Here is a 14,470-nt window from a genome sequence, read left to right as displayed (position 1 = left end):
GAGGAGGAAGACAGATGAACGTATTTGTAATCGGTGCAAACGGTCAAATTGGCCATCAATTGGTGGAGAAGTTACACAAGGAAGGAAAGCATCACGTCACGGCGATGGTGCGTAAAGAAGAACAACTCGAGGATTTTAAGTCAAAAGGGTACAATGCGGTACTCGGTGACCTCGAAGGTTCAGTAGATGATTTGCAAAAAGCGATTGATGGAATGGATGTTATCGTATTCGCGGCAGGTTCTGGTGGAAGTACTGGAGCAGACAAGACACTCTTGATTGACCTAGACGGTGCAGCGAAGAGTATCGAAGCAGCACAAGAGAACGGGAACATCAAACACTTCGTCATGGTCAGTGCCTTGAAAGCGGAGGATCGCTCAGCTTGGCCAGATTCGATGAAGCCGTACTACGTAGCGAAGCATCATGCAGATCGTTTACTCGAACAGAGTGGACTCACGTACACGATTGTTCGTCCGGGTGCATTGACAGATGATGCGGGAACGGGCAAAGTGAACACGAAATTCGAGGGAAGTGGAGAGATTCCACGCGAAGACGTCGCATCATTCTTGGTGCATGTCCTTCATAACCATTCAAACGTGCAGAACAAAGCAATTGATTTGATCAAAGGGGATACCCCAATCGAAGAAACGCTATAAGTGTGTGACATCAAAAACGGGATGAGAAAACCATCCCGTTTTTTGTCGCGTTAAAGAGGGAAAAGAACGCAGGATAACGAAATAGAAGAATACGAACAGGTGAGGAGGTTCCGCATGACCGAGATGTTCATTTATCTGGCGGTCTATTTGTTGCCGTCATTTTTACTCGGCTTTTTAGCACTCGATGTCTTTCAACGAAATCCGAATAAAGTCGAGCATCGTTTGCTGAGCCTGTTTGTGTTCGGTTATTCGATGCTCTTCTTGGCTGAATTTGTCCGCCATCTATCGCCGATTGAATACAGTCCGGCACTCATTGCCTATTGGTTTGGGAACGCTGGGATTTTCATTTTTATCTTCTCTGTTCATTTCATATTAAGTATCACAGGCGTCGGCGCAAAGGCACCGAAGTGGTTGTATCCATGGGTCGTCTATTTACCATTGATTCCTGTTGTGTTGACGTATGTCCGTCAGGAGAATATCATCAACAGTCAACAGTTTGAACAAGTAGGCATTTGGATTTATCCTGAGTTCAACTCATCGTATTTAACTACGTTGACCGTCGGAAACATTTTTCATCTATTGATTATTGGTCTCATTTTTTATGCATTGAAGCGTGCGGAACGAAGAGAACACCAACGCGTATTGCGCATGCTTTTTTGGACTGCAAATGCCGTACTAATATGGGATATTGTATTCGGCTACTTTCAATTTCGTGGGTTGATCCCACCCTATTCATACATGTATGGGGGGCTTGTTTGGGCGGTAGCATTGGTCGTTGCGATGAATCGTTTAGACTTCTTAACCTCTTATGTAAAACGATATGGGACACTTTATAATTTAAATCCATCCGCCATCTTGTTGATTGACCCGGATGGGAGGGTGGAAAGTGCGAATCCGGCCGCACGCACGCTATTTCATACTGTCCGTGTCGTGAATGAACGGTTTATCGATTTGTTGCCAGAAAAGAAAAAAGCAGAGTGGATGGAACACTACAGCCAACATTTTCGGACACGTAAAAAGTTTATAGAGTTTGAAACGAAGATTATGACAAAGTCTGGGCAAGAGCTTTACGTCGTCATCGATGGGGATTTTGTCGATATCGACCGCACGATTCACGGGATGATTATCATTCGGGATGTCCACTCGTTTAAAGAGGCCGAGCAAACAATCCGATTCTTTGCCTATCATGACCCACTGACGAAGCTGGCGAACCGACGTGCATTTTATGAACGCGCAGACCAGGCGTTGCTTAGTTCCTCGATGCTGTCTTTATTGATTATTGATTTGGACGGTTTTAAAGCAGTCAATGATACGTACGGTCACCAGATTGGAGATTATTTCTTAACTCATTTGGGTGGATTGCTGGAAGCGTCGACACGAGACGTTGGCTTGGCCTCTCGTGTTGGCGGGGATGAGTTTTATATTTATTTAGTGGATTTAACAGAATCGGAAGTGCTTGCATTTATTCACGAACTTCAGATGACGTTAAATCAAAACCCTTACCACACGTCCGATGTGACGATTCCAATCCGTGCGAGTATTGGGGTCAGTCATGCTCCCGACCAAGGAACAAATTTAGACACGTTGATCCATAAAGCGGATCAGGCGATGTATCAGATCAAGCAAGATGGAAAAAATGATTACGCCATCTATGACGAGGCGTTACATGGTCCGAAATAAAGGGAAAATAGTAGTGTTTGATTATGGAGAGGAGGATGCAACATGTCAGAAAGACCATTAGTAACGATGCGCGCCGAAGGAGAAGCCGGAGGCGTTAAGACGACTGTGCGTGTAGGCGATCACACCCCATTTATCGTGGATGAGCCAGAACGACTCGGTGGGACGAACAAGGGACCGAATCCACTCGAGTATCTTCTCGGTGCCCAGTCGTCCTGTACGACCATCATGATTGCCTATGCCGCCCAGGATTTGAACTTTGAGTATGAAGGGGTCGAGTTTGTAACAGAAGGGACGCTCGATCCTCGAGGATTCCAAGGGATGGAAGGTGTCCGAACTTACTTTGAGTCGACATATATGAAAATCGTATTGGATACGACCGAATCGGATGAGCGAATCGAAGCATTAAGGAAGGCTGTCGAGGCACGTTGTCCAATTCATAATCTCATGCATGCAGCAGACGTAGCGATGACGGCAGAATGGACTCGAAAATAAGGATGAGGGCAACCTCATCTTTTTTACATAGAAATCGTGAAAAGAGTACGGAGGGAAGACGAATGCATCACCGACCGATGACGCGTGAATGGGCATGTCAAATTCAAGAATGGACCTATGAAGCTCCTTATGACTTCTATAATCAATCGCCTTCTGAAGAGGGAATCGCCGAGTTGATGACGTATCAGGTGATTGTAGAGGAGCATGAGCTGATTGGATTTTATTGCATCGGTTCCCCGGCTCAAGTGCCCAATTCGACATATCCGTATTGTTTAGAATTTACGGATATCGGGTTGGGGATGCGACCCGATATGACGGGGAAAGGACATGGCCGATTGTTTGTGACGTACGTCATGGAGAGAGCGATGGAACGGGGCAAACCGCTTCGTTTGACCGTCGCCGCTTTTAACGAACGAGCGATTCATCTATACGATACGGTCGGATTTCGCACCATCACATCATTCGAGCGGAATGGTACCCCGTTTAAAGTGATGGTGCGCGATTAACCATATTGTTTTTGATGTGCCTTTTTACGTCGTAAATAATCCTCATCGGCACGAAGTTGATCCCAATACGTTTTGAAGATGCGAGCAGACTCTGCCTTCTCTTCGTCGATTTCGCGCTCATGGAGGTCACCGTCTTCTTTATATTTACGACCGCCTTTATAATTGGCATAGCGTCGGGCCCGCGTGTAGCCCATTTGGATGAACTTTCGGGCCATGTCCATCCCGACGAAATCGTCATTCGCGCGATACGCTTCAAACAATTCCATAATTTCTTCAGCAGATTGCTTCGCAATCTCGGGCGTCTTGAATCGCCAATGTGGCAAAATCTCACTTTTATACGGTTCGACGAGTAGTACGCCTTGTTCGCCACGCCCGACCCGATACAATTCGGGTTGTTGTCGGAAGTCGATTTCATCGAAGTTTAAGTCATAATCAAATGGCATGTTCATTCCTCCTCGCCTAACGTTTCCCATTAGGTCGGTGGAGGAAACAACTTGAAGGAAAAGGACAGGTTGATATGATCACTCTAGAGACAGAACGATTGATTTTACGGGCATTTACGTTAAAAGACGCAGAAGATATGTATCATTATGCAAAAGATGAACGAGTCGGACCGATGGCTGGTTGGGCACCCCATGAATCGATTGAAGAAACAAGGGACGTCATTCAACTGTTTATCGAGGAAGCAGATGTATGGGCCATCGTCTTGAAAGAGACTGGGCAAGTGATCGGTAGCATCGGGTTACACGACCGAAGACCAGACCCTTCGATTCAACATGAGGCACAGCGTGAGATTGGTTATGTGCTCAGTCCAGACAATTGGGGGAATGGTTACGTGCCAGAAGCCGTTCAGGCGATGATTCGATTTGGGTTCGAAGCGTTAGGGTTAGAGCGGATTTGGTGCGGATACTTCAGCTTCAATGACCAATCGCGACGCGTCGTTGAAAAGTCTGGATTCACCTATGCGTTTACAAAACAACAGGAATTGACCCGGCTCGATGGACGAACGGTAGAATGTCTCGTCTATGTTCAACTAAATCCCACGTTCTCTACACATTGAAGCACGATTTCAATGTGTTTTTTCATGAAATCATAAAAATCTCTTGATATGTAACCGGTTACACATTAAGATGGTTTTGTAAGCGTTTCCAGAACGGAGGATGTCAAATGGCGACCATCAAACAAGTAGCAAAACATGCGAACGTCTCAGTGGCGACCGTATCACGCGTTATGAATAAAAGCGGATATGTGAGCGAAGAGGCGAAAGAAGCGGTCGAAAAGGCGATTGCGGAACTGAATTACGCGCCGAACCGAGTTGCTCGTTCGCTCTATAAAAAATCGTCGAATTTGATTGGACTTATCATGCCAGATATCACGAACCCGTTCTTTCCACAGCTGGCTCGGGCGATTGAGGATGTCGCCAATCAACATGGGTATCAAGTCGTCTTATGCAATACAGACGAACAACTTGAAAAAGAACAGACGTATTTAGTCGCCTTGCAAACGATGCACGTCGATGGCCTGATTATTACAACAAATCATTCGCACAATCCGAATTATGAGACGTTGGATTTACCGATGGTCGCACTAGACCGAATCGTAAAAGCGGGGATCGACGCCGTTGTATCAGATGGATATGAGGGTGGAAAGTTGGCGGCCGACACGCTGTTACAACGTGGTGCGACACGACTGGCACACATTGCCGGACCGGATCATCTCAAAACGGTCAAACGCCGAACCGAAGGATTTGTCGAAGTAGCGGGAGAGAAGCTCGTCGGGATGACCGAGTCCACGTTCACGTTCAAAGACGCATTGAAAGCGTCCCAAGAGCTGTTCGACCATGCTTGGCCATTCGATGGCATTTTCGCAGCGAACGATGTGATTGCAGCCGCCGTATTACAGGAAGCAGTCCGTCGAGACATTCGTGTCCCAGAAGAGCTACAGGTCATCGGATATGACGGGATCGAATTAGGCGAGATGACGTCTCCGCCGCTGACGACCATCGTCCAGCCGATCTATGAGATGGGGCGAGTGGCGACAGAACGATTGCTCGATTTGATTGAGAAAAAAGACACGCGACCGAAAGAGATGTTATTACCGGTCACGTTACTTGAAAGACACACGACAAAGCGGAAGGAGAGATAAAGAATGAAACGCATTGTTGTCATTGGCAGTATATCGATGGATCTTGTCGTCACATCCGACAAACGGCCACAAGCCGGAGAAACGGTCATCGGTGAGTCGTTCCGCACCGTTCCAGGGGGAAAAGGTGCGAACCAAGCGGTCGCTGCCTCCAAATTAGGCGGCACTGTTCAGATGGTCGGTTGCGTGGGAAGTGATCCGTTCGGTCAACAGGTTGTTGAAAACTTCAAACGACACGATGTCGATGTCACGCATGTTCAGATTATACCGGAGGAAGTGACGGGTACGGCCCATATCGTATTAGCAGAAGGGGATAATTCGATTGTCGTCGTCCAATCGGCGAACAAACGAGTCGTTTTCACGGATGAGGAGCTCGAACATTTTCTCGACGAGCAGGCGTTCGTGCTCCTGCAACTCGAAATTCCAATCGAGACGGTAAAACAAGTGACCGCTTACTGTAAAGAGAAAGGGATTCCGGTGCTACTCAATCCGGCACCGTCTCAACTGCTTCCACCAGAAGTGATTGAGGACGTCACGTATTTAACGCCGAACGAACATGAATGCCGTGACTTATTCAACGGAATGTCCGTAGATGATGTTCTCAAACGTTATCCGAACAAGTTACTCGTCACGGAAGGCGTCCATGGCGTTCGATTCCATGACGGACGAGACGTCCGTCATGTGCCAGCCATCCGAGCAAACGTCGTCGACACAACAGGAGCAGGTGACACGTTCAACGGTGCACTCGCTGTCTCCCTCATCGAACAAGACGATTTGGAGACGGCCGTACGGTTTGCCGTAGTCGCATCCGGCATGAGTGTCGAAGGCTTCGGTGCACAAGGTGGTATGCCGACACGACAAGATGTACAACAACGATTGGAGCGCGTGTGATGAAAAAACAAGGAATTTTGAATAGTCATTTAGCAAAAATCTTTGCCGACCTCGGGCATACGGATCGCGTCGTCATCGCCGATTGTGGGCTACCGATTCCAGACGGGGTCAAGCGGGTCGATCTTAGTCTCCGCATCGGGGAACCTTCCTTTCTTGAGGTGCTCGATGTCGTCGAATCGGATTTGGTCGTAGAGCGCATCACGATTGCTGAGGAAATCCTCACACACAACTCGACGATTGCGGATTCACTGAAAGAACGGTACACGAGCATCGACATGTGTTCGCATGAAGACTTCAAACGGGAGGTCGCAAAAGCGAAAGTGGTCATTCGAACTGGGGAAGCGACACCTTACGCCAACGTCATCTTACATGCCGGGGTCATTTTTTAAGGGGGGATTCGATGCATATTCAGTTGAAAGGCATCCATAAGTCGTTCGGACCAGTCTCCGTCTTAAAAGGAGTCGATTTCGAACTGTTGCCTGGAGAGATTCATGCCCTTATGGGCGAGAACGGGGCCGGGAAGTCGACATTGATGAAGGTGATGACCGGTCTGTATGCACAGGATGAAGGCGAGATTCTCATCGACGGCGCGAAACGTCAATTCAAGCACCCAAAAGAAGCGGAGCAAGAAGGCATCGCCTTCATCCATCAGGAGCTCAACATCTTACCGGAGATGACGGTGACAGAAAATCTGTTTTTAGGTCGAGAACTGACGGGACCGTTCGGGATGGTCAAACAGCAGGAAATGACCAGACGTGCCCGAGAATACTTGGCTGAATTGAACGTGTTCATGGATGTCGATGAAGTGGCGCGCAATTTGTCGGTCGGTCAGCAACAGATGATTGAGATTGCCAAGGCGCTCATGACGGATGCGAAGGTCATCGTCATGGATGAACCGACGGCCGCCTTGACGGATCGTGAAATCCAGGCACTCTTCGCAGTGTCACGGGCCTTGCGTGATCAAGGTGTATCCATCATCTATATCTCACACCGAATGGAAGAAATTTTTGACTTATGTGATCGGATCACGGTACTTCGGGATGGACAATCCATTTCGACTCGCATGATTCAGGACACCTCATTTGAGGAAACGGTGCGCGATATGGTCGGTCGCGAGATTGGAGAACGCTATCCGACGCGTACCGCTACACTTGGGGACGTCGTGATCGAGGTGGATGATTTAATAGGTAACCGGTTCCACAACGTATCGTTCAACGTTCGTGCCGGAGAAATCGTTGGGTTTTCTGGATTGATGGGAGCGGGGCGTACCGAGGTGATGCGTGCGCTATTCGGAGCAGACACCCACAAAGGGGGGGTCATTAAACTGAATGGGAAACCGATTCGAATCAAGACCCCAGCCGACGCCATCAAGCACGGTATCGCGTTTTTGACAGAGGACCGAAAAGGAGAGGGCTTACTCCTCGATTTCTCGCTAAGAGAAAACCTGTCGCTCCCGACACTTGATAAACGAGCAAAAGGATCGGTCATCTCGAAGCAACAGGAGGAGACGTTCGCCGAGACATACTTACAAAAATTGCGGGTCAAACATCATTCGATGGAACAAAAAGTGAAGTCGCTGTCTGGTGGGAATCAACAGAAGGTTGTGCTCGGTAAATGGTTAGGTGTCGAACCGGACGTCTTGATTTTGGATGAACCAACCCGAGGCGTCGACGTCGGTGCTAAGAAAGAGATTTACAATATCATGAGCAATCTCGCGGAATCAGGTGTCGCCATCATCATGGTCTCTTCTGATTTACCGGAAGTGCTTGGGATGAGTGATCGGATCGTCGTCATGCGGGAAGGTGTCGTAACCGGAACGCTCACGAAAGAAGAGGCGACACAAGAAAAAGTAATGACGTATGCGACAGGAGGGCAATGATATGGAATTGAAAGCAACAACTTCGCTGAAGCGCCCAGGTCGACTCGGATGGGGACAAAAATTAGGACCGCTGTTCGGTCTACTCGTCATCGTCGTCGTCGTGACGGCGCTCGAACCAGGATTTTTATCATTAAATAATATCTTTAACGTACTCCGCCAAGTGTCGATCAATGCCTTGATTGCCTTCGGGATGACGTTTGTCATCTTGACAGGGGGCATCGATTTATCGGTCGGTTCGATTTTGGCGCTCGCTTCTGCACTGGTGGCAGGCATGATGGTGGACGGTCAACATGCGGTTATGGCCGTTGCACTCGGCTTGATTGCAGGTGCCGTTCTCGGAGCGTTCAACGGGGCGGTCATCACGTACGGAAAAGTGGCACCGTTCATCGCGACATTGGCTACGATGACCATTTATCGGGGATTGACGCTAGTCTATACGGACGGAAGACCGATTACAGGTCTCGGGAATTCCGGTTGGTTCGAGATGCTCGGACGTGGTTATTTCTGGATCATTCCGGTGCCGGCATTGACGATGCTACTCGCATTCGGTGTCCTTTACTTCATCTTGAAGAAGACGACATTTGGTCGTCATACGTATGCGATTGGTGGGAATGAAGAAGCGGCTAAATTGATGGGGATTGGCGTCAATAAAGTCAAAATCATGATTTATTCGCTATCCGGTATGCTTGCGGCACTCGCTGGCATCATCTTGACGTCACGTCTCAATTCCGCACAACCTACAGCAGGAACGTCGTATGAACTCGATGCCATCGCAGCGGTCGTTCTCGGGGGAACGAGTCTTGCGGGTGGTCGTGGCTGGATTGTCGGGACGTTGATTGGGGCGTTGATCATCGGAACATTAAATAACGGATTGAACCTTCTTGGCGTATCATCATTCTTCCAACTCGTCGTAAAAGGTGCAGTTATATTGTTTGCAGTATTGCTTGATCGTCGACAAAACGCGTAACACGCGAAAGGGGAAAACGGAACATGAAAAAATGGACAGCTTGGCTACTCGCACTGACAATGGTACTGATGGCAGCTTGCTCGACTGAACAACCGGGGTCATCGTCTGAAACGGAAACGAAAGATGGCGATTATGAAATCGGCTTATCGATCTCAACATTGAATAACCCGTTCTTCGTCGCACTGAAAGAAGGCGCAGAAGAACAGGCGAACGAAATGGATGCGACGTTGACGGTAGCGGATGCGCAAAACGACGCGGCGAAGCAAGTGAATGACGTCGAAGATATGATTCAAAAGGGGATGGATTTGATTCTCATCAACCCGACGGATTCAGAAGCGGTCGGCGCGGCAGTACAGGCAGCAAACGATGCGGGCATTCCCGTCATCACGGTAGACCGTAACGCTGAAACAGGGGACGTCGTCGCCCACGTGGCATCAGATAACGTCGCAGGTGGACAGTTGGCGGGTGACTACATGGTCGAACTCGTAGGCGAAGGGCAAAAAGTCGTCGAGCTCGAGGGGATTCCAGGAGCGTCTGCGACACGTGACCGCGGACAAGGATTCAACGAAGCCATCGATGGGAAATTGGAAGTCGTGGCAAAACAATCGGCAAACTTTGACCGTGCAGAAGGATTGACGGTCATGGAGAACATCTTACAGGACAATAAAGACATCGTCGCTGTATTCGCACATAACGATGAGATGGCACTCGGTGCCGTTCAAGCACTCGAAGCGGCTGGAATGAGTGACGTGAAAGTCATCGGATTCGATGCGACAGACGATGCCGTCAAAGCGGTCGAAGGTGGGACGATGGCAGCTACGGTTGCACAAAAGCCCGCTGAGATTGGGAAGTTGGGTGTAGAAGCGGCAATCAATCATCTGAAAGGTGAAACAGTGGAGGAAAACATTCCGGTCGAACTCGAATTAATCAAATAAGTAAGAAGAAACCTCACGATGCCTTGATTTCGGGTAGAGCTCGTGAGGTCATTTTTATTTATATGGGGAAATGAGAAATTGTGTATCGTTGTTCATATATTTTAAAGAGTACTGCACTTCTATTAAAATGACGGTTTCGCTTGCTTTTAACATATGTGCTTTTCCGCGTTGAATTGAGATGGCATTGGTCGGTCTTACCTCAAATGATTCTCCATCAATCGTCACGATTGCTGTGCCTTGGAGAATCGTCCAAATTGTATCGGTCTCTTCATGATAATGGTAACTGAGTTCTTTCCCTGCTTGAACGAGCATGCGACGTGTCACACTGTGATGCCCATCGGCGAGTGTCTCATGATGGATGACTTCCGACTGCCCCCATCGCTTCCATTTGAATTTTGGATAGTCGTCGGATGAGGCGAGATAATCTTTCAGCTGCGGGGTCGCCTCTTTCTTCGAGACGAGAATTCCATCCGCGTTGACGGCGACGACAAGGTCTTCTAGCCCAATCCCAATCAAAGGAAGGTTCAATTCATTGATCACATGCGTGTTCGTCGATTCGAACAGTTCGACTTGACCGTGAGTTGTGGACGTCATTTCTTCAGTCAATGTGTTCCATGTTCCTAAGTCTTTCCAATCGCCATCGTAGCGGTGAACGAATACCGACTCTGCATGTTCGACAACGGCATAGTCAAACGAAGTCTTTTCTAATTCGTCATAGCGTGAAGTGAGGTCTGAATAAGTTGTCGGTAAGTTTCGTTCTGCTAGTTCATCAAGTAACAGATGTAACTTGCAAGCAAAGATTCCACAGTTCCAAAGGGCACCTTGTCCAATCAACTGTTCTGCTACATCGACGGTCGGTTTTTCCTGAAATAGGCGAACCGAGGACATTTGGGCCGTCTCGTCTGGAACGATATATCCGTATTTTGATGTCGGATGAAGGGGTGTGACCCCAATTAGATGCAAAGCATCATCGTTCGCTTGGACTGCTTCATCGACTTGAGGGAAATATTCAAAGAAGCGGAGGTCGACGTAAGCATCGACCGGCATCACAAGTACCGTTTCATCCAGAGGCACATGTTGCTCGTTTAAATAGCTTGCCCCGAGAACGATAGCGGGAAATGTATCACGACGAGTTGGTTCGGAAATGATATTAGTATCTGTACCAACTTGATGAATGACACAATCTTTTTGCTGAACATTTGTGATAATGAAAGCGTTAGTGTCTAAATCTTGTGTTTTTAGTTGATTATAAACTCTTTCAAGCATTGATTGTTTCGTTCCATCTCTGCTAGGCAATAAACGAATGAATTGTTTGGCATTCGAATTGTTCGAAAGTGGCCATAGTCTTTTTCCATCACCGCCAGATAATAATAGAATCTTCATCGAATGTCCTCTCTTCAAATAGAGTTTCTCATCTATTTCGCCAAACGTCGGACTATCCCTGTCTAATCAAAAAAGAGACAGCCGATTCCGGCTATCTCTTTACAATATAGGGCGAAGCAATGCGCGAACGGGACTTCCATCCCCTTCGACGATTGGGAGAGGGACGGCATTCAAATCGTAATCTCCCGGTAAGATATTGTCTAAAACGAGTCCTTCTAGGATATGCACACCATTTCGTGCTAACGCGTGATGGCCGCTCATCTCTTTACTGTCAATCGCATCAACGGACGGTAAGTCGAGTCCGATCAAGAAGATTCCGAGTTCTCCGAGACGATCGGCAAGAGCGGGTGTCAGTTCAGGAATCGTCTCTGGGAAGACGCTCTTATCGGGCCAACCATCCGTTTTTAAGATGAGGCGTTCCACCCCAGTCAAATCGTGACCATCCAAATCAGATGCTTCAATCTTTGCCTTATGCGGTAGATGAATAACACGGGCTGGTCCGATATATACGGACGGATCGAGGTCGATCACGCGCTTCCCATGGTCGTCAAAATGAAACGGTGCATCGATGTGGGTCCCGAGATGTAAACTCAATGTCATCTTCCCGACATTGACCGAACCACTCTCTGCCATCGGCCACGCGATTTCATACGAAAATTTTGTATCTCCCGGCCATGTCGCAACATCGGCATGAAGTGGCTGTGATACATCAATCCAAGTCATTTTGTTCAGCTCCCCTTATAGTGATGTCCGGACCGTCCACAGTTCTGGGAAGAAGCGATGGTCGAGCACGCGACGTAAATAGTTCACGCCAGACGAACCACCTGTCCCCATCTTCTGTCCGATAATGCGTTCCACGGTGCTCATATGGTTAAAGCGCCACATCTGTTGCTGGCTACCGATATCGAGTAGCTTTTCACCGAGCTCATATAAGTCCCAATACGTGTCGACGTCTCGATAGACCTCGACCCACGCTTTTTCAACACTCTCGTTCCATTCCCAGTCCTGAGTGACATCACGTTCGAGTACACTCGCATCAATCGGAAGACCGCGGCGATGCATTTCGCGGACGGTCACATCGTAAATACTAGGAGCTTGTAGCGAGCCTTCGAGCAATGGATACAGTTTTTTATCGTGCGCGTAAACACTGAGCGTCCGTGCGTTTTTGAAGCCGAGCGCGAATTCGATTTGTCGGTTCTGGTAAGATTGAAAACCAGAGGACGAGCCGAGTTGGTCTCGGAACTCTAAATACTCGGCCGGCGTCAACGTCGCGAGAACGCCCCATGACTGGATGAGTTGTTGCTGAATCTTCGAGACGCGGGCGAGCATCTTGAACGAACGTTCGAGTTCGCCGTTCGTGATGGCCGTCGTGGCTGCTGTCAATTCATGCAAAATGAGTTTCATCCACAACTCGCTCGTCTGGTGGATGATGATGAACAGCATCTCATCATGATGGTCAGAAAGGCGATGTTGACTTGATAAAATCGGGTCGAGTTGGAGATAGTCCCCGTACGACATGTCTTTTGAGAAATCCGTTTGAATCGATTTTTCTACTTTATGTTCTGTGCGTTCACTCATGACAGTTCCCCCTTATGCGACCACTTCGCGGACGTTCTCGAACGCCTCATATTCTTTGTCGTCCATGATTTTCTTCAACGTCAAGATCACGTCATATACGTCGGTAAACGTATTATATAGTGCGACCGGTGCGAGACGGATGATATTCGGTGCGCGGAAGTCAGGGATGATGTGATGTTTCTTCAACGCTTTACAGATGCGTGCCGCTTCGGGATGCTCGAGGCTCAAATGAGCGCCGCGCTGTCGTGTGTCAGTCGGGCTACCGATGAAGAATCCGTGAGGTGCGAGCATCTCTTCGATCAAATCCATCATATACGTCGTGAGCGCGAGTGATTTTTGACGAATCGCTTCCATCCCGACCTCGTTGAACATCTCAAGCGCGCCAAGTTGAGGAGCAAGACTCATAACGTGTGGTGTTCCGATTTGGAACGCACCGGCATGTTCGGCCGGTGTCATCGTATGGTCCATATCGAACTGTTTATCTTTGCGCGAACCGAACCATCCGGCGAGTCCAGGTGTCGTGCCGAAGTGACGTTCATGAACGAATAAGCCCCCGACCGTTCCCGGACCCCCGTTCAAATGTTTATAGTTGCACCAGTATGCGAAGTCGACACCCCAGTCGTGGAAGTCATGAGGGATGGCGCCGACGGAGTGACAGGCATCGAAGCCGATCAAAATTCCACGCTCGTGTGCCGCTTTCGTTAGACGAGCCATATCTAAAATCTGACCACTCCGATAGAGGACGGTCGGTAATACGATGAGGGCGATTTCGTCAGTCATCGCGGCAATCAAGTCGTCTTCTGCTAAGAAGCGCCCATCTGGACTGTTGACTTGGACGAGGTGCTCTGATGGGTCGAGTCCACGAAGTTCGAGCTGACTCTTCAAGGCGTAAATATCAGACGGGAACGTGAGGGCGTCTGCCAAAATCTTCGTTCGTTTGCCTTCTGGTTTGAAAAACGAAGCGACAAGTTGATGCAAGTTCACGGTCGTCGAACCGGTGACCATTACTTCTTCCGACTTTCCACCGATGAGCGGCGCGTTCAATGCAGCCAGCTCTTCGGACAAGTTGAACCAAGGATGGCGACCGGACATCCAACCATCGATCCCGAGCTCTCTCCAGTCCGCGAGCGATTCAAGGAGCGTACGCTCGGCTCGTTTCGATAAGAGCCCGAGTGAATTCCCATCCATATAAATCCCGTCTTCCGGTAAGTAAAATTCTTCCCGATATGATGCGAGCGGGTCTTGTTTGTCTAGTTGTTGTGCGTAAGCACGTGTGAAATCGTTCATCTCCCCATAATCCCCCTTTAAAGCTTATACGTTGTCAAAATCGTAGCAATCGGACATAAGGAAGTCAACAAACAACA

Annotated in this window: 16 protein-coding genes; 11 read left to right on the top strand and 5 right to left on the bottom strand. The window is 48.6% G+C overall.

Translation table 11 applies throughout. From position 1 onward, the window contains the following. Positions 1-14 precede the first annotated feature (14 nt). From Q9R25_RS09970 to Q9R25_RS09955, 4 genes are all read left to right on the top strand, one after another. Complete coding sequence (locus tag Q9R25_RS09970; protein ID WP_311283100.1) at positions 15-653, top strand: SDR family oxidoreductase; 639 nt, start codon at positions 15-17, stop codon at positions 651-653. Between the two features lie 114 nt (positions 654-767). Further along, positions 768-2,333 (top strand): GGDEF domain-containing protein, encoded by a 1,566-nt coding sequence (locus Q9R25_RS09965; RefSeq protein WP_159563091.1) that lies wholly within the window; start codon positions 768-770, stop codon positions 2,331-2,333. A 42-nt stretch (positions 2,334-2,375) separates the two neighbouring features. Then, complete coding sequence (locus Q9R25_RS09960; RefSeq protein ID WP_311283099.1) at positions 2,376-2,825, top strand: OsmC family protein; 450 nt, start codon at positions 2,376-2,378, stop codon at positions 2,823-2,825. Between the two features lie 62 nt (positions 2,826-2,887). After that, a complete protein-coding gene (locus Q9R25_RS09955; protein WP_074035461.1) occupies positions 2,888-3,331 on the top strand; it encodes a GNAT family N-acetyltransferase in 444 nt (147 codons plus the stop codon). On the opposite strand, the gene Q9R25_RS09950 is transcribed toward Q9R25_RS09955, so the two are convergent. After that, positions 3,328-3,774 carry a DUF4385 domain-containing protein gene (locus Q9R25_RS09950; protein WP_074035462.1) on the bottom strand — a complete coding sequence of 149 codons (447 nt, stop codon included), beginning with the start codon at positions 3,772-3,774 and terminating at the stop codon, positions 3,328-3,330. The two genes, Q9R25_RS09955 and Q9R25_RS09950, sit on opposite strands and share 4 nt — an antisense overlap. Before the next feature lie 74 nt (positions 3,775-3,848). Between Q9R25_RS09950 and Q9R25_RS09945 the strand changes: the two genes are divergently transcribed. The 7 genes from Q9R25_RS09945 (at position 3,849) to rbsB (ending at position 10,145) form a co-directional block, all read left to right on the top strand. Then, positions 3,849-4,391 (top strand): GNAT family N-acetyltransferase, encoded by a 543-nt coding sequence (locus Q9R25_RS09945; RefSeq protein ID WP_311283098.1) that lies wholly within the window; start codon positions 3,849-3,851, stop codon positions 4,389-4,391. A gap of 107 nt (positions 4,392-4,498) precedes the next feature. Beyond that, the gene (locus Q9R25_RS09940) at positions 4,499-5,476 is read left to right on the top strand and encodes a LacI family DNA-binding transcriptional regulator (RefSeq protein ID WP_159563088.1); all 978 of its coding nucleotides are present in this window, start codon (positions 4,499-4,501) and stop codon (positions 5,474-5,476) included. A gap of 3 nt (positions 5,477-5,479) precedes the next feature. After that, positions 5,480-6,364: a ribokinase gene (gene rbsK, locus Q9R25_RS09935; RefSeq protein ID WP_311283097.1), complete on the top strand. Its 885-nt coding sequence runs from the start codon at positions 5,480-5,482 to the stop codon at positions 6,362-6,364. After that, entirely contained in the window at positions 6,364-6,753 is a 390-nt protein-coding gene (gene rbsD / locus Q9R25_RS09930) for a D-ribose pyranase (RefSeq protein WP_012727563.1), read from the top strand. The genes rbsK and rbsD overlap by 1 nt, the downstream gene beginning before the upstream one ends. 11 nt (positions 6,754-6,764) lie before the next feature. After that, the gene (locus tag Q9R25_RS09925) at positions 6,765-8,243 is read left to right on the top strand and encodes a sugar ABC transporter ATP-binding protein (RefSeq protein WP_311283096.1); all 1,479 of its coding nucleotides are present in this window, start codon (positions 6,765-6,767) and stop codon (positions 8,241-8,243) included. A gap of 1 nt (position 8,244) precedes the next feature. Beyond that, on the top strand, positions 8,245-9,210 hold the full coding sequence (locus tag Q9R25_RS09920; protein WP_159563085.1) for an ABC transporter permease subunit: 966 nt from the start codon (positions 8,245-8,247) through the stop codon (positions 9,208-9,210). A 23-nt stretch (positions 9,211-9,233) separates the two neighbouring features. Beyond that, a complete protein-coding gene (gene rbsB, locus Q9R25_RS09915; RefSeq protein ID WP_031421977.1) occupies positions 9,234-10,145 on the top strand; it encodes a ribose ABC transporter substrate-binding protein RbsB in 912 nt (303 codons plus the stop codon). A gap of 54 nt (positions 10,146-10,199) precedes the next feature. On the opposite strand, the gene Q9R25_RS09910 is transcribed toward rbsB, so the two are convergent. From Q9R25_RS09910 to kynU, 4 genes are all read right to left on the bottom strand, one after another. After that, positions 10,200-11,528 carry a sugar phosphate nucleotidyltransferase gene (locus Q9R25_RS09910; protein ID WP_264093007.1) on the bottom strand — a complete coding sequence of 443 codons (1,329 nt, stop codon included), beginning with the start codon at positions 11,526-11,528 and terminating at the stop codon, positions 10,200-10,202. Between the two features lie 99 nt (positions 11,529-11,627). Next, the gene (kynB, locus tag Q9R25_RS09905) at positions 11,628-12,251 is read right to left on the bottom strand and encodes an arylformamidase (protein WP_159563083.1); all 624 of its coding nucleotides are present in this window, start codon (positions 12,249-12,251) and stop codon (positions 11,628-11,630) included. A 15-nt stretch (positions 12,252-12,266) separates the two neighbouring features. Beyond that, a complete protein-coding gene (kynA, locus tag Q9R25_RS09900; protein ID WP_290769590.1) occupies positions 12,267-13,106 on the bottom strand; it encodes a tryptophan 2,3-dioxygenase in 840 nt (279 codons plus the stop codon). 12 nt (positions 13,107-13,118) lie between these two features. Next, a complete protein-coding gene (kynU, locus tag Q9R25_RS09895) occupies positions 13,119-14,393 on the bottom strand; it encodes a kynureninase (RefSeq protein ID WP_311283095.1) in 1,275 nt (424 codons plus the stop codon). Positions 14,394-14,470 lie beyond the last annotated feature (77 nt).

It is taken from the genome of Exiguobacterium sp. BG5(2022), from assembly GCF_031844365.1.
In the GTDB taxonomy this organism is placed as follows: Bacteria; Bacillota; Bacilli; order Exiguobacteriales; family Exiguobacteriaceae; genus Exiguobacterium; species Exiguobacterium profundum.
The sequence above is the reverse complement of the archived record's forward strand: the minus strand, read 5'-3'. Positions and strand labels throughout refer to the sequence as shown.

Coding starts and splice junctions, on each gene's coding strand:
- kynB (WP_159563083.1), bottom strand. CDS start 12,251: ATGACTTGGATTGATGTATCACAGCCACTTCATGCCGATGTTGCGACA.
- Q9R25_RS09910 (WP_264093007.1), bottom strand. CDS start 11,528: ATGAAGATTCTATTATTATCTGGCGGTGATGGAAAAAGACTATGGCCA.
- kynA (WP_290769590.1), bottom strand. CDS start 13,106: ATGAGTGAACGCACAGAACATAAAGTAGAAAAATCGATTCAAACGGAT.
- Q9R25_RS09950 (WP_074035462.1), bottom strand. CDS start 3,774: ATGCCATTTGATTATGACTTAAACTTCGATGAAATCGACTTCCGACAA.
- kynU (WP_311283095.1), bottom strand. CDS start 14,393: ATGAACGATTTCACACGTGCTTACGCACAACAACTAGACAAACAAGAC.
- Q9R25_RS09945 (WP_311283098.1), top strand. CDS start 3,849: ATGATCACTCTAGAGACAGAACGATTGATTTTACGGGCATTTACGTTA.
- rbsD (WP_012727563.1), top strand. CDS start 6,364: ATGAAAAAACAAGGAATTTTGAATAGTCATTTAGCAAAAATCTTTGCC.
- rbsB (WP_031421977.1), top strand. CDS start 9,234: ATGAAAAAATGGACAGCTTGGCTACTCGCACTGACAATGGTACTGATG.
- Q9R25_RS09965 (WP_159563091.1), top strand. CDS start 768: ATGACCGAGATGTTCATTTATCTGGCGGTCTATTTGTTGCCGTCATTT.
- Q9R25_RS09920 (WP_159563085.1), top strand. CDS start 8,245: ATGGAATTGAAAGCAACAACTTCGCTGAAGCGCCCAGGTCGACTCGGA.
- Q9R25_RS09960 (WP_311283099.1), top strand. CDS start 2,376: ATGTCAGAAAGACCATTAGTAACGATGCGCGCCGAAGGAGAAGCCGGA.
- Q9R25_RS09970 (WP_311283100.1), top strand. CDS start 15: ATGAACGTATTTGTAATCGGTGCAAACGGTCAAATTGGCCATCAATTG.
- Q9R25_RS09955 (WP_074035461.1), top strand. CDS start 2,888: ATGCATCACCGACCGATGACGCGTGAATGGGCATGTCAAATTCAAGAA.
- Q9R25_RS09925 (WP_311283096.1), top strand. CDS start 6,765: ATGCATATTCAGTTGAAAGGCATCCATAAGTCGTTCGGACCAGTCTCC.
- Q9R25_RS09940 (WP_159563088.1), top strand. CDS start 4,499: ATGGCGACCATCAAACAAGTAGCAAAACATGCGAACGTCTCAGTGGCG.
- rbsK (WP_311283097.1), top strand. CDS start 5,480: ATGAAACGCATTGTTGTCATTGGCAGTATATCGATGGATCTTGTCGTC.